Raw genomic sequence first — 17,615 nt, forward strand, 5'->3', positions numbered from 1 at the left:
TGAGCTTTTCCGTCCGAATTTCCACCTCTGGCGGAAGGCTCTTTTTTAATTTTACGCAAAATTACAAAAATAATTTTGCTAGTAGTAGTATTTCACATTTTCTTATAATTTACAAGACATACAAAATACTTTCTACCAATACTTCACATTTCATGCCATTTTTGTATAAAATTAATGTAGTCGCACTGACTTCTTTTTTCTGTTTTCATTTAAAATTTAGAAAATATGAAACGAGAAAACAATTTTTACAAGACACTGTTAATAGCAGTTAAAGCAATTATAATAGTTAATGTTTTTGTAGCTACAGACACATTAGTATATTATTTTACTGACCTACTAAATTTTTATTTTTTAATAGACTTTAGTTTTAGTTATTTCGAACTACTACGTTACTTTTTAGATGCTTATTCGGTAACTATAGAGTATCAGTCGCAAATAAAGAAAGCTGGAGCTAAATATCTTTCCTTAGCACCTGTACTGGCATTAGTAACATCTATTATTTTTCACGCCAGCTACGGAAATTTTATTTTTATAGCTTACGACATAGCATGGTTTAGTTCTGGGTTAATGCTAAAATACATAGCTCGTATTATTGAAAATATAATACGATAGAATAATAAAAACATTAACTATTTAGTGCTACAAAATATGGGAAATAAAATAGGAGAGTTTTTATATACTGCTTATAGAAAAACGTCAATTTTAGATGATAATGGAGACATATTAACAGGGCGATTAAAAAAATATAAAACCTTGTATTCCGAAGTTGTATATGTGACTAAATCTAAAAAACACAAGAACTGTGTTGTGTTTGTGTTAGTTAATGGCGACAAAAGATATAGTTTTGATTCTAGTCTTAAACAGCTACTTTTAAATAGTAATCTTTTTTGTATGATTCAAAGAAATTTGGTTGTCAACATCGACTACATTAACAGCACTAATAGTAAGTTAGGAAGTATTGAGTTAGATGGTGTCGGTTCTTATAAAGTAAATAAGACGTACAGGCAAAAATTACAAAGAAAATTAGAAGAAAAATATATGTTTTAAACACATTAATTGTCTCATAAGTTATAATCCTCTATCATTTGTTTTATAATACCTTGCTTGCAAATATATTTGTCTTTTTCATCTTGTATGTATGAAACTTTATATTCGTTGATTTTACTTTTTCCTGGTAACAACATTGCCAACTTCTCTATATTGTTGCTCTCAATACAACAAAATAAAATTTTCACATTGCGAGCTTTGAGTACATTAATTATGGTTTTAAAATCATTATTTACCTTACTGATAAATGCAATTTTTTTTGAATTGAGCATAAATTCTGCTTTAAATTCTTGAAAATCTCCATTATCTTTTTTTTTGATAATTTCATCTAAGTTTGATAGCGGAATATAAAGACTGTTACCATTCAATAAAATATGCTCACTTGCCCTATCGAATAACTTGCTATAAAGAAGTGAAATGGTTGTAGTTTTTCCTGATTTTTTTGGTCCTGTTATAAGGGCAATCTTCATAATAGAGGTTAGGTTGGCTGTCTATTCTAAATAATTTATTTAGTAATAGGTTTACTTATTGATTGTATAGCAACAATAATTAAGTTAGGGACTTAATTAAGAGGCTTATTCTTAGGTAAGTAAATATAATATTTTAAAAATTAATAAGAAAATTCAAATACTAAATTTTAGTGTTTTTTAAAAAATATGTAAATTGTTTCAAGCTTTGAATATGGATAATCTATGTAAAGTAACCAAAAGAAATGTATGATTGATGGGTTTATAAATCAAAAACACAATACAAATAAATTTTATATGGGTATGTGTGTTTCTGATATTTTGTTGGTTTTTACGGTTATCCTTAATATCTTGTTGGGAAGATGTTAAATATAAGATTTAGATTTTAGTACAAAAAAATCTATAAAGAATATTAAGGTTTAATAAGACTATTCAGTTCAATATCTAAGACCTTAGTTATTTTTAAAAGGAATAATATTTGAACATTAGTTTTACCTTTTTCTATTCTTCTTAACACGCGTACATCAATATCTAGTAAGTCAGAAAGTTCATATTGTTTAAGATTCTTTTTTTCTCGAATCTCTACAATACGATTACCTAACTTTTGTAAATATTCTTTTTCTGATACTGTCATGCTAAGTTTGCGTAATAGTTAGGCAAACTATAAGTTTTGATTTAAAAACAAGCGGACTATATTGTCCGCTTTTAATTTTTTTATTTATATTTACCCTCCAATTGGCTCGGTACAAACACTCTCCAGAGCCAGAGAGTAACAAAATTCAATAATTATGAAAAAACAACATTACCTATTTACTTTAACTCTTTCACTGCTTTTCTTTTTTGGATGCGGAAGTGTGAAACAAGTCGCTCCAGCAAAGTATAATCCTAAGTTCGGATATACCCCTGAAGAGCGAGTACAAATTTCAGATAAGAGTCTTTCTATCGCTATCATTGACCCTGTATACTCTGATGGCGAGGATAACAATCTTGTTGAACCCTACTCAAGCTTTGTTGGGAATATGGCAGACGACTTGGAAGAAACCTTGAATGCCAATGGTTTTAAAATAAAAGGACCATATAAGACGAGGGATGAAATGGTATATGGAGATAAATTAAATTCTGACTTTGCCCTTGAAATAGAAGTGGAAATGTTAACTGAACAAGGAACCTTTAAACGAGTAGACCCAAGTTTTGGAACACAATTAGCGTGTAAGACCTGTTATAAGCTTGCGGGTACTTTTTATCACAAAGGGCGTATCATCATTACCGCAACAGACCCTATTGATGGCGAGAAGTTTTGGAAGAAGACAGTCGATTTAGAACGTAAACCTGTTGCTGTAAGTAGTTTTGGGCATTTTGATGGTTCAAGAGGTAGGTTAACAGACGCAGTAATATTGCAAGACGTTGGAATTTATAACCCTATTGCTAAGGTATTGGAATCATATTATGCCGAAACTATGGAAAGTCTATCACGCCAGATAGATCCACGAGAAATGGAGCAAATCTCAAAGCAGATTAAGGCTAAACGTAAACGTGTAGGGCAATAATATATGTCATAATAGTTAAAGAATAGAAGTTATGAAAAAATTACTTTTACTTAATGTATTAATTTTATTAAGCACTAGCTGCTCTAGCAAGCTAAGTAATGAAGAAGCGTCAGTTGTAATTAAAGAATTATTCCCAAGGCATTGCAGTACTCATAAGATGATAACCCACGCCTATTTTTATCCTAATACGAGATATGAAGCAAAGGATAGGGAAGCATTAAAAGCATTTAGAAATTTAGAAGATCAAGGATTAGTAACCGTTAAACTTAGCGAAACAGGGTTTGTATCAAATCCAAATAAGGACTATTACATAGAACCTACTGAACGATCAATGAATACCTACGGTAAAGGCTTTCCCATAACTCGCATTGACTTATCAGAAGTTATTGCCATTTCTCAAACAGAGAAAGAAGCTATTGTACGTTATACAGTGAAGAATACTAAAACTCCATATCACAGATTACACGATCTTAGAAATCAATATGGGAGGAATAAAAAAGTTGAATGTGCAGGTGCAGAATGGGAGGAAGAAGTGACTCTTATAAAATTTGATGATGGTTGGAGGATAAAGAAAAAGTAGGATTATCTTATTTAAATCTACAAGATATAAACGTGTAATAAAAACTAGATAGTCTAAAAAAGGTAAATAATGACTTGTTTACTCATTGAAAAGAGGGTTTTACGGAATCCCTCTTTTTCTCTTATAATAGTATTCCCATATTCGCTGCTTAATAAAATGTATAAGAATATTCTGTAATAAAAATAAAAAAGTAAATACTGATTATGTTGAAGTTAACTTCTCTTAGTACTAGGAATCAATAACAAAAAACAATAGCTTTGTATCTGCATAACAATAAAACCAAATTAATGTTGTTATGTATTTAACCAATAGCTATTACTATTAATTTTTAAATCCCTATAACCAATATGGTAAGAAAACAATTCAAGCACTATGTGCGATTAGGAATACTGTTATTAGGTATTCCACTGCTCCTAACTCATTGCCAGAAAGATGATGATATTTTAGAGATTCAGGCATCAGACGAAACAAAACAAACCCAAGCTAAATTAATAACAAAAAGTTTTAAAGAGTTTTCTGCTGAAAGTAAATTTATACCTACAATGAGGGAATTAAAGTACCTTGATAAAAAGAGAAATGAAGTAAGTAAATCTTTTAATTATGTAGGGGAAGAATTTTCAATAGATTCTACAACTATTAAACAAGTAGAGATGGATGGTATGATTAGTCATACTTTTTTAATCTCTAGAGAAAATGATGATGATGATTCTTTTTTTGAGAATTTAATTATTGAAACTGATTCTACTAATCAAACTAAGTCATATATAATAAAGTATATCCCAGATGAAAATTACGAGGAGGGAGATGAGGAATTCAGCGGAGCAAGGGAAATTAAAATACTAACTGAAGATACATCAGCTAACAAAACAACTACTCTTACAGTATGTGTTACGGTTATAACAATAACAAATTATTGGTTATGCGATGATGTAGCGACCATGACTAATTGTGACCTTCAATCGACTACGCAAACATCCACTGAAACGTGTACTGACTATATAGTAGATGATGGTAATACTTCTGGAGGAGGTGGGGGACCACCAGGAGGCGGTAATCCACCTGGCGGAGATAATACAAATACAGGCACCGATACTGGTTCTGGCACCCATGGTGGGGGAGGAAATCAAAACTCTTCTGATCCAATTGGCGAGAATGAAGTGGTAGTTACTTCTGTTATATTTGATGCAGGTATTAAAAAAAGAAAGAAATTTTTAAGACAGTTAATTCAAAATGAAACTATTTCAAATAAAGTAGGTGAACTAGCGAATAACGTTAATAGTGATGTCAGCGGTGAATTTTTAGAAGATGGAGCAAGATTTAAAACGCTTTCAGATAATAACTATTCAACTCCAAGACAACCATCACAAAGACAAGGGTCTAAGACTATATATCTTCCTGCATATGAGCCAAAAGAAAATATCTCGGTACACATGCATCAAACTAAGGCATATAAATATCTAAACGATGGCACTCCAAGTGATGAGCCACTTCCTAATAGTCCTATTTATTCAGATGGAGATATTATAGAATTTTTGGAGAATTTAAACTATATTGATGAAAACAATCCAGAATTAGTAGATGATGTTACGTCTTTATTAGTGGCTTTAAAACCTGGCACGAATGATGAAGCTAATGTATTTGCTTTAGTGATAAATAACAATAGTGATAAAGAAAAAGCATTAGCGGCACTAGAAGCTTTAGAAACTGACATTGATATTTATAATCAGTTTATAGATGATTTCTATCAACAAGTTTTAAAAGATTGGGAAGCTAATGAATGTGATGATGCTTGTGTTATAAAGGCTTTTATTAAGTTTATAAAAACCTATGAAATAAATGGGCAACCATTAGGAATAAGCATCTATCAATATGAAGTAGATAATAACGGTAATATAAATTGGAATCAACTTTAGAAAAATGAAAACATATATATATTTATTAATAACAGTTTTAGGTATTAATGCTGTATTAGCACAAGAAACAATAGTACCTATTAATATATTAGGACAACACATCGATAGAGAGGAAGATGTCACTTATTACTATAAGGATGTAAATGGTGATTTAGATAAATTTTTAGGCACATGGGTCTATAATGATGCTACAATTAGTTTTACAATTAACTTTAGCTTATTAACACACTACCAGAGGGGTGGTTACTATTTTGACCTTATATATGCTAAAATAAAGTTTATTAATAATGGTAATGTTATATATAATACTTTAAATGAATTATCATATAACACTAGTGACATTTCTGGTTCAGATATACATTCAGTAGATTCTAATAAAATAGATTTAAATTATAGAGAGTCAAATCCTAATGCCTATAGAATTGTTGCTGATCTGGATTTAGAGTACGTTCCTTGTTTATCTAATACAAGTTGTGAGCAATTAGTATGGCATAATAGATATTTAAAGGATACTCCAGATGAACCATGGCCATTTTTTATTCCTACAGATATGGTTTTAACACGTCAATAATATTTATACTATAATTTATAATTAAAAAGCTGATTGAAAAAATGATTTTTAATCAGCTTTTTTATTCTCAAAAAATAATTAGTTTTCAACGAATGAAACACTCCTTTTATATTTTCTTATTCCTACTTTTCAGTTGTAATAATTCCAATTCAGATACTCATAAATATGATAAAAATAAGAACATAGAATTTTGCGAAAAAGAAGCAGAAAAATTATTTAACGATTACGGAAAGCTGAAAGACAAATATGAAGATGCAAAAACATATATTCAATTACTTGAGCAAGAAAATGAATACTTGAAAAACCAACGAGATAGTATTAATAATAGTCTTCAAAATTAATTCCTACTGCATACTTATCTAAATTACTTCCATGTTTAAATGATTGAATGTCTGAAATGCTATTAGTTTTTCGATCATAATAGACTTCTACAAAAAAACGATCTATAGCATAGGTCGTATACCTTATATCTTGTTTTACAAAAGAATCTATGAAAATACCATAATCTTGAGTTGCTTGGAATTTTTCATCTATCGTATCTAACATATTAAATTCGTAGAGTGTCATGTCTGCAAGATAAAAAAATCATAATATTTGTTTTGAGTTTTTAAGGTATTAAATTATTGTAACCATATTTCAGCTGATTTATCAGAGGCATAGCATAGGTGAATAAGGTTAAACACTTGTCTGCTATAACATGTAACTTGAAAAAATATTTGAAATTTATAAATAGAACTGTAAAAAGTGGTGCAAGCATTCTGGAATTTATTATTAAACAAAAGCTCTTGTTTTTACGGCATATAAGCGTCTTTTTAAAGGATCTAAAATTTAACTTAGTTTGGTCTTAAAAAGCACAAAAGCCTCTTAAAAGAGGTTTGTAGAAAATTATTTTATGTGAAATTATAGGCTTGTGCAATGGTTACCAATGTTGTGGTGAGTTTATTTAGGTTTTAATTTCAAAAGATATTCCAATTTATCTGATTTTATTCTTAAAATATCTCCAATTTCATTAAAATGAATAGACCATTTAATCCTTTTATCGATTTCAGAAAACATTTCTCCAATAAGACTTCCGTTATTGAGATCATATATCCAAAGGAAATTATCGTATTTATATTCATTGTCTATTGGATCTTTTTGTCCTCTCATTGTACTTGCTATGACTGCAAACAAATTCTTGTTTGGTGAAATTGAGAAATTGAAACTAGAGGGACTTAAAAAACGAGTAAAATGTACTTTTGACTTGATGGTTCTATTTTTGGTATTGAATAGACAAAAACCAATACTGGTTACGTATATGAGGAATTTTCCATTATCAATCAGTTTGAAAGCCTTAGAAAATTCTGCCCAATCTCCATCTAATGAGAAGCTTTCTATAACTTTAAAATTTCTCTTTTTAGAAAAAAAGAATTTTCCAGCATCTTCAATTAAAGACACATAACACCCTCCCCTGTTAAATCTCTCATGAGCTATCCAAAAACAACCTTCAACATAAACACAACTGTAAGTATAACCTAGTGAGTATCTTGCACCTGAAAGAGATCCGATAGTTTCTCCATAAGAGTTCATTATGGGGTGTTCACTTTCATATCTCCCATTATCTACAGATGGAAATCTAAGCTCACCTATAGCTTTTTTACTTTGAGCAAATGAATTATCATAAAATCCATCATCAAATACACTCTTTGTTTGCTTAAAGTCAGTCTTACAAATGATTAAATCTATTTTATCTTTAGACCTCATTCTTTTATCGATTCATTTAATTCACCACAACGGTCTCGGCTATGAGTAGTTGCGTGAGTTAGCACTGAACTTTGCAAGTACACACCAAGTTGTAAATTCCGCAGGAATTTCCAAAGTAGGCGAGAACAAGCAATTACTTATAGCCATTGTTGTGGTGTCGTTTTTATTCAGTTTTGTTTCTGTTTTTTAAGATGATTAAAGTAATAATATAAATCAAAACGATTGCAAACGGAATAGCTATAAATCTATATTCGGGTAAGAGATACCAAAGAGTTAGAACTGTAATTATTCTAATCGATGTATGAAAAATTCCAACCCAATGTTTTATAATCCAAGAAAATGGTAGCCACATTAATCCAGTCAGAATTCCCACAGTCATTGGAAGAGAAGAATAGTCAACTAAGAAAAATGGTATTGCAATTGAATATACGAGAATCGCTTGTCCAGCAGTAAAAAGAAAAAGAGTATCGAATTCGTTTTTCGGTTTACTTTTATCTAGGAAATTTTCACCTGTAAATTTTGAGAGGAATAGACCTAGATATACAATACTTCCAGTTCCAATAAAAATTGACCAAACTGCTACAAAGTCCGAGAAAAAGATTCCGATTAATCCAATTATAGTCCAAATAATCAGTCCAGCTAATGGTGTAGCAAGAAATTTTTGATTGATAAATTCAATCCGCTGTTGTTCAAGTGTTCTGTTGTTCATTAGTTAATTCAGTCCGTTTTTTTCTTATAGGTTTTATAATTTTGTTGTGAATCTCAGTGTTTTCGCGAATGTTTTTAAATGCACCACAACGGTCTCGTATAACCGTCAGTTACGGGTTAATATGCGTTAATTTTCGGTTTAGAACTGACGTTAGCAATTCCGAGTGGATTCGGACGTAGTCGAATCCGCCGTAATTGCGGTTATACATTGTTGTGTGCAGGCTTTTATGGTTTATTATAAATCTGTTCTAAAAATCCGAAACGACTGATACATTTTTATTAATCTTATTAATTCAGGGTCAGATGTTTTATTTTTTATTGAATTCAATTCTTCAGGAAACTTATTCCTTAAAAGACTTAAAATTCCAGAGTCAGATTCAATTAAATCTATTTTAAAATCATAATTTAATCTTTCAAGTTGCTTTTCAAATTTCGCATAGATTATTTTATGAATAATATCGTCTTTAGTAATTTCGAGTTCCGATTTTATGAATTCATTTAAGTTTTGTCCATCAACTTTGGGATAATTAACGGAATTCGCTATAAGTGTAATTCCGTCATACGATTCAAAGACTATGAATTTTTCTGCATAGAATTCTTTTTCCTGCTCATCTGCTGAAATAAGAACAAATGGTTGTCCAAGTGTTAATGAATGATTTCCAGAGTAATATTTTGTTATCATAGTTTTGATTTATTTCGATTTTTTTCAGCTTGCACACAACGGTCTAGTATAAGAATAGTAGCGGGTTTTTACTCACTAATTTTTCAATTAAACACAGACCTTTGTTATAATTATATACTTTCGATTTAGCCATAAAACCGTTATTATTTTTATACATTGTTAGCCATAGTTATTCTTCTTTTTCAGTGTCTAACTCTAAATTTTTAACGTCATATTTAATTTCGAATTCATAGGGTATAGTAACATTTACTGAATCATTAATTTTTACATTAATTTCTCTTTCTACTTTGTGAACTCCTGTCTTTTTTTCTCTTTTTGATAAATAAGAAAAGCTTATTGTTGTGATAAAAAATAAGACAAATAATATAATACCGTTTCTAATTAAATTAAAAGATGCGTAGGTGTAATTTGATAATCGAATATTAATTAAGTCATTTAGTTGTTTACTCCTAATAATATCTTTTAAATAATCAGTATCTTTTTTGTTTGCCTTTAAAATAAATTTATTATCCTTCTTGCTTACTTCTGCTTGAATTATATTGAATTGTCTAATGTTTAAAGATTGTAAAGCACGAATTGCTCCGATTACTAAATAAATAATGCTTAAAAAGACAATGCTTATTGAAATAGTTTGATAAATATCAATAGTAAGTGAATTAAGATAATTTAATGAAAAAGTAATAGCTGTAATAGCAACAGCAATTATAAATAGTAGAGATTTTGCTTTATCCTCAATTCTTTTTTTTCTATCAAGTTGATTTTCTAAATCAATTTTTATTTGTTTAATATATTCATCTTCTTGACCTTTTGCGATAGCTGAAATATCTATATCAAAATCTTCTTGAGATTTGTAATTCTTAGAGATGATTTTATTTACATAAGAAGCATAAAACCCAGGAAAAATCTGTTGTTGTAAAAAAGATAAAAAATCACTCATTTTTTAAGGAGTTAACAATTAAAGAATCAAATTTAAATCCAGTGTTTTGTTGAAGCCAAGACCATTCTCCTGTTGGATTTATTTCAATGAAATAATACTCATCATTATGAAGTATTAAATCTATTGCTCCAAAATTTAAATTGAGTTTTTTTGTATATTCTATACAGAATTTTTTAATGTTTTTTGGTAATTCAAAAACTGTATATTTTAATTCATTTTTATATCGTCTCCAATCCTCATCTATTCTGTTATCACTAGATATTTTTATTGCAACAACATTTTCTTCTACTACAGTTACTCTTATATCAATTTTAGGCACTAAACCTTGTTGGTTAAAGAAAGGAGATGAATATTTAATTTCTTCAATTTCATTTTGTTTGTAAATTTCGGTGTAGACAAACCCTTCTTCATTCCCTTTGCTGACAATGGCAGTATCTATTGATTTAATTGCTTGATATTCGTAACCGATATTTAAAGATTTATTTGAAATGATACTTTTAGGAACTTTTATTCCTAATTTATTCGCAAGGTACAACTGGTATGGTTTTATTTCGGCTTTATAAATATCAGCCGGATTGTTAAACCATTTTACGGATTCAAAGACACATAAAGAACGTACAAATGCAGTCCATTGAGTTCTAATTAATTGTTCATCTTCCGTCAGTCCCTCTTGAAATATGTCTCTTAAAAAAGTAGGAGCGCGATAATATATAGCCTTTAAATACTTTACAGATATTGTAAATGAATAATTTTTGTATTTACCAACAGTTTCAGGGATAATAGGATTGAATTCTATTGAATAATCTTTTAATTCATCTCGATTAATTCTGATATACTCGATATTTTGTTTATCTAACTCAACAGCAACAAAATCTGTTGAAAAATCATAACGATTTGAAATAAGAAGAACTTTAGGATATATCATTTTATTCACCTTTTTGGTCTTCTCCTGTTTCTATATCCTCTTTTTTTGTTCCAAGTGCTGGGAAATTTTCAGATTTTATCAATAGACTTTGGTCAATTTTATTAATCCAAGCTCCTAATAAACTGTCAAACATGAAATTTTTTGGAGCTTCTATTTTTTTTCTTTTTTTATACCTTAACGCTTTTTGGAGTAAAATGTGTTTCATAATCTATTGTCCTTTATTATCCTCACCTGTTTCTATATCTAATTTCTTTGTTGCCTGAGCTTTGAAATCATTCGCTAAAATTAACAAACTGTTATCTACTTTGTTAATCCAAGCACCTAATAAAAAGTTGTATTTGTACTTGTTAGGAGGTTTTATATCCTTTCTTTTTTTGTAAGTAAATGCTCGATTTAAAAGTATATGTTTCATTTTGGTCTTAATTATGGCTAACGGTCTTGTATATGAAAAGTAGCGGATTTTCGCACATTAACTTTTCGGTTTATAACTGACCTTTATTTTGTTCATTTTGTTTCGTTTAAGCGACTAAACCGCTATTTTTTATATACGTTGTTAGACACAGTATCTTTATTTTTAATTTCTCTGACAAGTTTTTCAAATTGCGATTTAATACTGCTTGTTTCTTTTCCTGCCAGATTTTTAATATCTCTTTGTAATTTATTGATAAATGATTTATTCTTAGTTCCAGAAACATAAAATAGATGTGTGCCAGATTCAATTATTTCATTTAGCAATTTTACTTTCTTCTCAATTAATTCTGAATTTTCTTTTGATGCTTTTTTCTCTTCTAGTTCTTTAATCTTTAACTTAATTTGGGAATTCATTTTCTCAACCAATCTTTCAAAGGACTCTAATTCACCATCAACATTTTTAAATGTCATTAGTTTAAGCTTATCAACTCTAGATTTGTGGAATTTCCATACTAAAGTAATGAGATAAGAAATTCCAATTGCCGAAATTGACGTCACGAAGAGTGCAAAATCTTGACTAAAATTCATGATAAATTCTTTTTTTGCTGAGTTTCAATTACAATTAAATCATTAATCTTTTCACTAATGGTGTTAAGTGTATCTCGAAATTTAATTGCGGACATTAAGTGCAAAATATTTTCATTTTCAGAACTATAATTATCTGATATTTTAATAATTGTTTTATCTGCATTCGTTCGATATTTATTAATTGTTATTTGCAAATTTTGTAATTGTTGTAATCGGACTTCTGCTTGTTCTAAGTTTTGGCCTACAACTTCGTAATGTAAGGATTCAAAATACTCTTTAAGAGATTTATTAACACCTGTTTTTTCATTCTTATATTCGTTTACTTGACTTAACAAATCTGTATCTACAAATTCTTTAATCAAGTCAATTTCTTCTTGGTTGTTTTTGTAAGTCAGATATATAAGAATCGGGACCCCTAAGCAAGTCACCACAGAGAAGAGGTAAATAAAAAATTCTTTGATTACGACTATTTCCATTCGTTATATTGTGTCTAACATCCAAATATACGCATTGCGTTTATCATTACTTTAATTATGGCGTATATCCAAACTTTCTTTCCATACGGAAAAGTATGAAATATAAACAATTTACGTATGTTTAATGAGATAATCAAATATCGTAAAGCGAATGTTATTTTATTAACCAAAATAATAGTATTAGGTGGTATATCTTATGTTTGGTTTTACAAAAGAATCTATGAAAATACCGCGATCTTATACTGTTTGGAGCTTTTATCAAATGTATCTAACATATTAAATTCGTAGAGTGTCATATCTACATGATAAAAAAACTCATAACATTTGTCATGAGTTTTTAAGGTATTAAATTATTGTAACCATATTTCGGCTGCTTTTTCATAACCACACCAATTATGATTTTCATCATGTCCTCGAGAAGCTAGTTCAAAACGAATAAGCTTCTCAAGAGGGATTTTTGTGTGTAGCATAAAGCGTAATATCTCACCATTAACGATAGAGAAGATGCCAAATAACTCTTCAAGATGAGGCAAAGGATTTATATCCATACGTAAATGACGAATATCATCAAATGACATCTCGGAATAATCTGTTGGTACATTATCTAAAAAAAAGTTTTTCATAACTTCTGATAGGTTTGCATCAACCACTTTATACCTCCCATTAGGACAGGTAATAATTCCATATTGTGAATTTGTAATACGGTATTTAAAATTTAACCATAGCGCTTGATGTATGGCTTTCTCTTGGGAATCAAATACATTTACATAACTGTTATTTTTCATCTGTTATTTTTTGATTTGCTTTTGTTTTAGCTTGAGGATCTTGTTTGTGTTGAGTTTTTTCTTTGTTTTCAACAACAGGAGCACTATCTTTTTTAGAAGATTTTACATCTACAGGCTTTTTACTAGGTTCTGATTTATCCTCTTGCTTTTCGTCTTTTTGTATCAAGCTTTCATTTAATTTAATAATATCGTTCTTGGATGACTTCGGATCATCACTTTTCTTGCGAATTAACTTCTGTGTATTAAAAAGGGAGCGACATTTAATATTAAATTCAGTGTAACTAAATGCATCATCTGGATTTTTAAATGTTGCTTTGTATGCCTCATAGTGTTCAAGGTTAGTCATCTGGTTATCCTTTGCTTTTAAAATAATATCAAAGGCAAGAGAGGCAACTGCATTAATGCCTTGAGAAGATTCCGTAATTTCAAAACCAAGTCCTTTGAGTTCTGCTATTTGTTCATCATTTGCGTACTTTATTAATACACTCATATCTTTTCGGTATTCTTTTAATCGATCTGTAATGGTAGATTTTTCTTCTTTGATAGTGTCAATTTTTGCATCTACTGCTTTAAGAAGTTCTTGGTCTTTTTTTACGTTGTCAATAAGTGTTGTTACAATGTTTGTATTTTTCATAAGTATTTAATTTTAAAGGTTAATTATTTCGTTTGTTTTTTGCTTCTCCAAAGCATCATTACTTTGAGTGTTCCATGTTTATACACTCCTTGTTTGTAGAGTGAATCTCTTTCAGTTATTGCTTCTTCCTTAGTATCAAAATCAGATGATTTTGGCTTTGCTTTGTATTTCCGAGATTTAGCAACTGTTATATCAAACAGGACATAGACTTTGTAGTGTTCTTGCATATTAGAATTTGATTTTACCCGCTTTTATTTGTAGTGAACGGAAATTACTATGATCGTATTCATCCCAATTTTTAATTGGTTTAGTATTGAGATAATGAGTATGTAAGCCTAATTGATACAGTGTTTCTCTTACGTTAATAGGATTTACTTCTGTATCATTTTTATCTTCTGAATACAAAAGAATTGTTTGAAGGAAGTGATGAAAGTTTTGGCTTTGTGCTTCCTTCAAAACAATATTAATTTCTTGTTCACTCCAGCCATCAAGCTCGGCTTGGTGTCTAAATATGCCGATGACGATATAGGCATTGACATTAACAGGTATATCAAAAAGACGTACTGTCTTATTAATTTGTTTCTTCATTGATATTAAATATTTAATTGTTTGTTTTAGATTGGATAATTAGCCGTTAAGACTTCTATTTTCCGTTTTCGTTTTTCGCCATTTTTAGGTTTGCTGGCAGAGAGAGGTTTGTTAAATTCTTTTGTGTACCAGCCATTTTTAGCGATGTATTCGTTCAAAATTTCAGAGGGATAGGAACTTAACAGAAACTTTCCTTTTATGCCCATGAGGGTGTCTAAAAGCCGCTTGTAATCAGCTTCTGTATATCCGCTATAGCTTCCTTGGTCGGTGTTTATATATGGCGGATCTACATAGTGAAAGGCATCATCAGCGTCTCTACTTTGGATTACTTTGTTTGCATCATTATTTTCAATCTGCGCTCGCTCTAAACGTGAGGCAATGTCAGTATTAAAGGTTAGTTTACGATTGAGAAAAGATTTACACCGTAGTCCGTACTTATCATAGCCCCATGCCCCCACCTTGTGAGAGAAGCCCATCACAAAGGCTATATAGAATGCCCAAGCTTGATATACCTTGTCATAGATATTCGGTACGTCATAAATAAATTTGGCTTTCATGTAGGTTTTTCTGGCAAAGGGAGTAGCTTCAATTTTTTGCTTTAAGGCGTCAAAATCTGTTTTTACTATTTCATAGAAATTAATAACCATATTGTTGGTGTCATTAATCGTTTCAGACTGCGTGGGTTCTTTGGCAAAGAAGACCGCACCACCGCCAAAAAAGGCTTCGGTATATATTTTGTGTTCTGGGATAAGGGGGAGAATATGATTAAGCATAGAGCTCTTTCCTCCGTAATAGCTAACAGGGTGTTTGGGCATAGATAGAGTAAAGATTCCTAAAAAGGAGTTATGTGATCATCAGCAAATGAAAGGTAACTTTCAGAGGTGATAATGATGTGGTCGAGTAAGGTAATTCCAAAGTAATCAAGGGCATTTTTAACCTTCTTGGTTAATTGGATATCTGCAAAAGAAGCTTTCAGTGTTCCGCTTGGATGATTATGAGCAATGATAATTGCTGATGCATGAGTCTTTAAAGCGAGTTGTACTATCTGTTTTACATCAACACATGCGCCTCTAACGGTTCCGCAAGCAATACTGCTGATATGTAAGAGTTGATTTGCATTTGAAACAAAAAGTGTAATGAAAGTCTCATTGTAATCCATTTGTTGAGGATTCATATACTTTCGTATAATGTTCTCAATGTCTTGAGAGCGATTGATTTTTCTGGTTATATCAAAAATTGGTCGTTTGTAATAGATTTCGATTTCGTAAACAGGCTTTTCTGTTTTGCTTTTGTTCATAATTATTTATTTAAGGTTCAAATTCCTTAGTAGTATGAACAAACACAGACTATTGTTATACATAACCTTTTTTGTAACCAATATCATGTAAGCTAAGTGTTGATGCAGAGAAAGCTTGTGATACACGACCATTGATAAGGAGTTTGATGTAGACTTGATATTTACCAAGGTTGATAAAATCATGAGCAGAGAAAATAGGATAAAAAATACGCTCCATAATTTTTGCATCCGTTCCAAGAGTAAAGACAATAATACTTCCAACATTTCCTAGTACGGCATCTCGAATTTTAGCCTGTAATTGTCCGAGATATTGATGTGCTAGAACGTATCCGATTTTAAATTTCCGTAATTCAGAAATCATAAATATCAGATTATCAGTTGTATAATTATGAAACTCATCAAGATAGATAATAAAGGGAACACGCTTTTGTTCTTCTGTGTCAATGCGGGTAAATCCTGCGGAAGCCATACCGCCAAGCAAGAGGGAAGCGAGTAAATGCCCTCCATCACTTCCGATACTTCCTTTTGCAATATTTACAAGGAGTATCTTTTTATTATCCATAATCTGACGTAATGAAATTTGCTGTGTATTTTCAACAAAGATTTTACGCAAGATAGGGATGGATAAAAACCCTGATACTTTATTCAAAAGAGGGAGAATATCTGATTTAGAGAGGCGAGAAAATTCCTGTTTCCAAAACCGCAGGAGGTCTTTGTTTTCTATATTTTGTACACAGTAGTCTCTGTATGTATCATCAAGAAGTATTTTAGGAATATCAGCGAAACTAACTGGCTGCTTTTGTACTAGGAGTGATAACAAAACATTGCGTGTAAGATATTCAACCCGTACACCCCAGCCTTGTTCTCCCCATAACTTTTTAAAGGTATCTAAAATACTAGAAGTAACGACTGCGTGATATTTTTCTGCTGTTTTCCGCAAAGGATTATATCCAATTGAAATATCGTGATTTGTAGCATCGAGTAGTACAACATCCTTTTGCCTTTGCTTTGGAATTATCTCTTGTATCTCTTGTACAAGTTGCCCAGATACGTCCATAAGACAAGCGCCTCTATTATGGATGATGTCTTGGTACAGGAGTACTTTCATTACGTTGGACTTTCCAGAACCTGTGCGACCCAAAAGATACATTGCCCCATTAATACGGTCATGTTGATACAAGCCAACAAGTCGTTTATCGTTTCTAAAATTGGCGCGGGCAAAATATGAAACGTATGGATTGAAATACTGCATAGTAGTATGAGTGTAGCGTGAGAGGTATAGATAGAATAGATATCCGTTTTTGAAATACAAAACACAATCAAATTAAGATTGTGTTTTGTTTAACGCTTAAGTAGCGTAAATCGTCATCAGATTTTGTAAACAGTACAAAAGAGGTTATTATTTTAACAACATTTTCCTAATTTCTTCTAACCAGAGATTATACAAAATAGGCTATCTATAAAAAAACTACTCAAAGCTAGTAGTCTTTATATAATGTTCCCTCATAAAAAAACGCTACAAAGGTATGATGAAATTGATTTAGTCTTCGAAAAGTATATAGATGACTGCCAATATGGAAAACAATTAAGTATTCAAACAATTAAAAGTTATAAAGAAGTATTTAGAACATTTAGAAAAATACTACCTGAAATTACCACAATCAAGGATATACACCCTCAAATATTTTCTGAACTATTTAAACGTTTATCCAATAG

27 protein-coding genes are annotated in these 17,615 nt (G+C 30.5%); 8 read left to right on the top strand and 19 right to left on the bottom strand.

Annotated elements, in window-relative coordinates; all coding sequences use genetic code 11:
• The first annotated feature begins 225 nt into the window (after positions 1–225).
• Together ACVC2P_RS03505 and ACVC2P_RS03510 are read left to right on the top strand one after the other, a co-directional pair.
• A complete protein-coding gene (locus tag ACVC2P_RS03505) occupies positions 226–612 on the top strand; it encodes a hypothetical protein (RefSeq protein WP_452597102.1) in 387 nt (128 codons plus the stop codon).
• A 36-nt stretch (positions 613–648) separates the two neighbouring features.
• A complete protein-coding gene (locus ACVC2P_RS03510; protein ID WP_452597103.1) occupies positions 649–1,047 on the top strand; it encodes a LytTR family transcriptional regulator DNA-binding domain-containing protein in 399 nt (132 codons plus the stop codon).
• A gap of 14 nt (positions 1,048–1,061) precedes the next feature.
• Here the strand turns inward: ACVC2P_RS03510 and ACVC2P_RS03515 are convergent, their stop codons facing one another.
• Together ACVC2P_RS03515 and ACVC2P_RS03520 are read right to left on the bottom strand one after the other, a co-directional pair.
• Positions 1,062–1,517, bottom strand: coding sequence for a hypothetical protein (locus tag ACVC2P_RS03515; protein WP_452597104.1), 456 nt, complete (start codon positions 1,515–1,517; stop codon positions 1,062–1,064).
• Positions 1,518–1,926: 409 nt separating this feature from the next.
• Positions 1,927–2,148 (bottom strand): helix-turn-helix domain-containing protein, encoded by a 222-nt coding sequence (locus ACVC2P_RS03520; RefSeq protein WP_452597105.1) that lies wholly within the window; start codon positions 2,146–2,148, stop codon positions 1,927–1,929.
• Positions 2,149–2,533: 385 nt separating this feature from the next.
• On the opposite strand from ACVC2P_RS03520, the gene ACVC2P_RS03525 reads away from it, so the two are divergent.
• From ACVC2P_RS03525 to ACVC2P_RS03545, 5 genes are all read left to right on the top strand, one after another.
• Complete coding sequence (locus ACVC2P_RS03525) at positions 2,534–3,061, top strand: hypothetical protein (RefSeq protein ID WP_452597106.1); 528 nt, start codon at positions 2,534–2,536, stop codon at positions 3,059–3,061.
• Between the two features lie 157 nt (positions 3,062–3,218).
• Positions 3,219–3,641 carry a hypothetical protein gene (locus ACVC2P_RS03530; RefSeq protein WP_452597107.1) on the top strand — a complete coding sequence of 141 codons (423 nt, stop codon included), beginning with the start codon at positions 3,219–3,221 and terminating at the stop codon, positions 3,639–3,641.
• Between the two features lie 347 nt (positions 3,642–3,988).
• Positions 3,989–5,554: a hypothetical protein gene (locus ACVC2P_RS03535; protein WP_452597108.1), complete on the top strand. Its 1,566-nt coding sequence runs from the start codon at positions 3,989–3,991 to the stop codon at positions 5,552–5,554.
• A gap of 4 nt (positions 5,555–5,558) precedes the next feature.
• Positions 5,559–6,125, top strand: a complete 567-nt coding sequence (locus tag ACVC2P_RS03540) for a DUF6705 family protein (protein WP_452597109.1) — start codon at positions 5,559–5,561, stop codon at positions 6,123–6,125.
• A gap of 92 nt (positions 6,126–6,217) precedes the next feature.
• On the top strand, positions 6,218–6,466 hold the full coding sequence (locus ACVC2P_RS03545; protein WP_452597110.1) for a hypothetical protein: 249 nt from the start codon (positions 6,218–6,220) through the stop codon (positions 6,464–6,466).
• Here the strand turns inward: ACVC2P_RS03545 and ACVC2P_RS03550 are convergent.
• The 17 genes from ACVC2P_RS03550 to ACVC2P_RS03630 all read right to left on the bottom strand — a co-directional run bounded on the left by ACVC2P_RS03550 (position 6,444) and on the right by ACVC2P_RS03630 (position 17,151).
• Positions 6,444–6,692 (bottom strand): hypothetical protein, encoded by a 249-nt coding sequence (locus ACVC2P_RS03550; protein ID WP_452597111.1) that lies wholly within the window; start codon positions 6,690–6,692, stop codon positions 6,444–6,446. The two genes, ACVC2P_RS03545 and ACVC2P_RS03550, sit on opposite strands and share 23 nt — an antisense overlap.
• A gap of 372 nt (positions 6,693–7,064) precedes the next feature.
• Positions 7,065–7,868 carry a hypothetical protein gene (locus tag ACVC2P_RS03555; protein WP_452597112.1) on the bottom strand — a complete coding sequence of 268 codons (804 nt, stop codon included), beginning with the start codon at positions 7,866–7,868 and terminating at the stop codon, positions 7,065–7,067.
• 163 nt (positions 7,869–8,031) lie between these two features.
• On the bottom strand, positions 8,032–8,577 hold the full coding sequence (locus tag ACVC2P_RS03560) for a DUF7010 family protein (RefSeq protein ID WP_452597113.1): 546 nt from the start codon (positions 8,575–8,577) through the stop codon (positions 8,032–8,034).
• A 234-nt stretch (positions 8,578–8,811) separates the two neighbouring features.
• Positions 8,812–9,258, bottom strand: a complete 447-nt coding sequence (locus ACVC2P_RS03565; RefSeq protein ID WP_452597114.1) for a hypothetical protein — start codon at positions 9,256–9,258, stop codon at positions 8,812–8,814.
• Positions 9,259–9,427: 169 nt separating this feature from the next.
• Positions 9,428–10,195, bottom strand: a complete 768-nt coding sequence (locus ACVC2P_RS03570) for a hypothetical protein (RefSeq protein ID WP_452597115.1) — start codon at positions 10,193–10,195, stop codon at positions 9,428–9,430.
• The gene (locus tag ACVC2P_RS03575) at positions 10,188–11,120 is read right to left on the bottom strand and encodes an ATP-grasp domain-containing protein (RefSeq protein WP_452597116.1); all 933 of its coding nucleotides are present in this window, start codon (positions 11,118–11,120) and stop codon (positions 10,188–10,190) included. The genes ACVC2P_RS03570 and ACVC2P_RS03575 overlap by 8 nt, the downstream gene beginning before the upstream one ends.
• Before the next feature lies 1 nt (position 11,121).
• Entirely contained in the window at positions 11,122–11,325 is a 204-nt protein-coding gene (locus tag ACVC2P_RS03580) for a hypothetical protein (RefSeq protein ID WP_452597117.1), read from the bottom strand.
• A 3-nt stretch (positions 11,326–11,328) separates the two neighbouring features.
• Complete coding sequence (locus ACVC2P_RS03585) at positions 11,329–11,532, bottom strand: hypothetical protein (RefSeq protein ID WP_452597118.1); 204 nt, start codon at positions 11,530–11,532, stop codon at positions 11,329–11,331.
• 122 nt (positions 11,533–11,654) lie between these two features.
• The gene (locus ACVC2P_RS03590; protein WP_452597119.1) at positions 11,655–12,119 is read right to left on the bottom strand and encodes a hypothetical protein; all 465 of its coding nucleotides are present in this window, start codon (positions 12,117–12,119) and stop codon (positions 11,655–11,657) included.
• On the bottom strand, positions 12,116–12,595 hold the full coding sequence (locus ACVC2P_RS03595) for a hypothetical protein (protein WP_452597120.1): 480 nt from the start codon (positions 12,593–12,595) through the stop codon (positions 12,116–12,118). Before ACVC2P_RS03595 ends, ACVC2P_RS03590 begins: the two co-directional genes overlap by 4 nt.
• 350 nt (positions 12,596–12,945) lie before the next feature.
• Positions 12,946–13,380, bottom strand: a complete 435-nt coding sequence (locus ACVC2P_RS03600; protein WP_452597121.1) for a hypothetical protein — start codon at positions 13,378–13,380, stop codon at positions 12,946–12,948.
• Complete coding sequence (locus tag ACVC2P_RS03605) at positions 13,370–14,014, bottom strand: hypothetical protein (RefSeq protein ID WP_452597122.1); 645 nt, start codon at positions 14,012–14,014, stop codon at positions 13,370–13,372. The genes ACVC2P_RS03600 and ACVC2P_RS03605 overlap by 11 nt, the downstream gene beginning before the upstream one ends.
• Before the next feature lie 23 nt (positions 14,015–14,037).
• Positions 14,038–14,241, bottom strand: coding sequence for a hypothetical protein (locus tag ACVC2P_RS03610; protein ID WP_452597123.1), 204 nt, complete (start codon positions 14,239–14,241; stop codon positions 14,038–14,040).
• A 1-nt stretch (position 14,242) separates the two neighbouring features.
• Positions 14,243–14,602 carry a hypothetical protein gene (locus ACVC2P_RS03615; RefSeq protein WP_452597124.1) on the bottom strand — a complete coding sequence of 120 codons (360 nt, stop codon included), beginning with the start codon at positions 14,600–14,602 and terminating at the stop codon, positions 14,243–14,245.
• 26 nt (positions 14,603–14,628) lie between these two features.
• On the bottom strand, positions 14,629–15,417 hold the full coding sequence (locus tag ACVC2P_RS03620; RefSeq protein ID WP_452597125.1) for a DNA adenine methylase: 789 nt from the start codon (positions 15,415–15,417) through the stop codon (positions 14,629–14,631).
• 17 nt (positions 15,418–15,434) lie between these two features.
• Positions 15,435–15,899: a JAB domain-containing protein gene (locus ACVC2P_RS03625; protein ID WP_452597126.1), complete on the bottom strand. Its 465-nt coding sequence runs from the start codon at positions 15,897–15,899 to the stop codon at positions 15,435–15,437.
• A gap of 55 nt (positions 15,900–15,954) precedes the next feature.
• Positions 15,955–17,151 (bottom strand): type IV secretory system conjugative DNA transfer family protein, encoded by a 1,197-nt coding sequence (locus ACVC2P_RS03630; protein WP_452597127.1) that lies wholly within the window; start codon positions 17,149–17,151, stop codon positions 15,955–15,957.
• A 243-nt stretch (positions 17,152–17,394) separates the two neighbouring features.
• On the opposite strand from ACVC2P_RS03630, the gene ACVC2P_RS03635 reads away from it, so the two are divergent.
• A partial coding sequence (locus ACVC2P_RS03635) for a hypothetical protein (RefSeq protein ID WP_452597128.1) occupies positions 17,395–17,615 on the top strand: 221 nt, incomplete at its 3' end.

It is taken from the genome of Pontimicrobium sp. MEBiC01747 (assembly GCF_053601635.1).

Coding starts and splice junctions, on each gene's coding strand:
- ACVC2P_RS03505 (WP_452597102.1), top strand. CDS start 226: ATGAAACGAGAAAACAATTTTTACAAGACACTGTTAATAGCAGTTAAA.
- ACVC2P_RS03510 (WP_452597103.1), top strand. CDS start 649: ATGGGAAATAAAATAGGAGAGTTTTTATATACTGCTTATAGAAAAACG.
- ACVC2P_RS03515 (WP_452597104.1), bottom strand. CDS start 1,517: ATGAAGATTGCCCTTATAACAGGACCAAAAAAATCAGGAAAAACTACA.
- ACVC2P_RS03520 (WP_452597105.1), bottom strand. CDS start 2,148: ATGACAGTATCAGAAAAAGAATATTTACAAAAGTTAGGTAATCGTATT.
- ACVC2P_RS03525 (WP_452597106.1), top strand. CDS start 2,534: ATGGCAGACGACTTGGAAGAAACCTTGAATGCCAATGGTTTTAAAATA.
- ACVC2P_RS03530 (WP_452597107.1), top strand. CDS start 3,219: ATGATAACCCACGCCTATTTTTATCCTAATACGAGATATGAAGCAAAG.
- ACVC2P_RS03535 (WP_452597108.1), top strand. CDS start 3,989: ATGGTAAGAAAACAATTCAAGCACTATGTGCGATTAGGAATACTGTTA.
- ACVC2P_RS03540 (WP_452597109.1), top strand. CDS start 5,559: ATGAAAACATATATATATTTATTAATAACAGTTTTAGGTATTAATGCT.
- ACVC2P_RS03545 (WP_452597110.1), top strand. CDS start 6,218: ATGAAACACTCCTTTTATATTTTCTTATTCCTACTTTTCAGTTGTAAT.
- ACVC2P_RS03550 (WP_452597111.1), bottom strand. CDS start 6,692: ATGACACTCTACGAATTTAATATGTTAGATACGATAGATGAAAAATTC.
- ACVC2P_RS03555 (WP_452597112.1), bottom strand. CDS start 7,868: ATGAGGTCTAAAGATAAAATAGATTTAATCATTTGTAAGACTGACTTT.
- ACVC2P_RS03560 (WP_452597113.1), bottom strand. CDS start 8,577: ATGAACAACAGAACACTTGAACAACAGCGGATTGAATTTATCAATCAA.
- ACVC2P_RS03565 (WP_452597114.1), bottom strand. CDS start 9,258: ATGATAACAAAATATTACTCTGGAAATCATTCATTAACACTTGGACAA.
- ACVC2P_RS03570 (WP_452597115.1), bottom strand. CDS start 10,195: ATGAGTGATTTTTTATCTTTTTTACAACAACAGATTTTTCCTGGGTTT.
- ACVC2P_RS03575 (WP_452597116.1), bottom strand. CDS start 11,120: ATGATATATCCTAAAGTTCTTCTTATTTCAAATCGTTATGATTTTTCA.
- ACVC2P_RS03580 (WP_452597117.1), bottom strand. CDS start 11,325: ATGAAACACATTTTACTCCAAAAAGCGTTAAGGTATAAAAAAAGAAAA.
- ACVC2P_RS03585 (WP_452597118.1), bottom strand. CDS start 11,532: ATGAAACATATACTTTTAAATCGAGCATTTACTTACAAAAAAAGAAAG.
- ACVC2P_RS03590 (WP_452597119.1), bottom strand. CDS start 12,119: ATGAATTTTAGTCAAGATTTTGCACTCTTCGTGACGTCAATTTCGGCA.
- ACVC2P_RS03595 (WP_452597120.1), bottom strand. CDS start 12,595: ATGGAAATAGTCGTAATCAAAGAATTTTTTATTTACCTCTTCTCTGTG.
- ACVC2P_RS03600 (WP_452597121.1), bottom strand. CDS start 13,380: ATGAAAAATAACAGTTATGTAAATGTATTTGATTCCCAAGAGAAAGCC.
- ACVC2P_RS03605 (WP_452597122.1), bottom strand. CDS start 14,014: ATGAAAAATACAAACATTGTAACAACACTTATTGACAACGTAAAAAAA.
- ACVC2P_RS03610 (WP_452597123.1), bottom strand. CDS start 14,241: ATGCAAGAACACTACAAAGTCTATGTCCTGTTTGATATAACAGTTGCT.
- ACVC2P_RS03615 (WP_452597124.1), bottom strand. CDS start 14,602: ATGAAGAAACAAATTAATAAGACAGTACGTCTTTTTGATATACCTGTT.
- ACVC2P_RS03620 (WP_452597125.1), bottom strand. CDS start 15,417: ATGCCCAAACACCCTGTTAGCTATTACGGAGGAAAGAGCTCTATGCTT.
- ACVC2P_RS03625 (WP_452597126.1), bottom strand. CDS start 15,899: ATGAACAAAAGCAAAACAGAAAAGCCTGTTTACGAAATCGAAATCTAT.
- ACVC2P_RS03630 (WP_452597127.1), bottom strand. CDS start 17,151: ATGCAGTATTTCAATCCATACGTTTCATATTTTGCCCGCGCCAATTTT.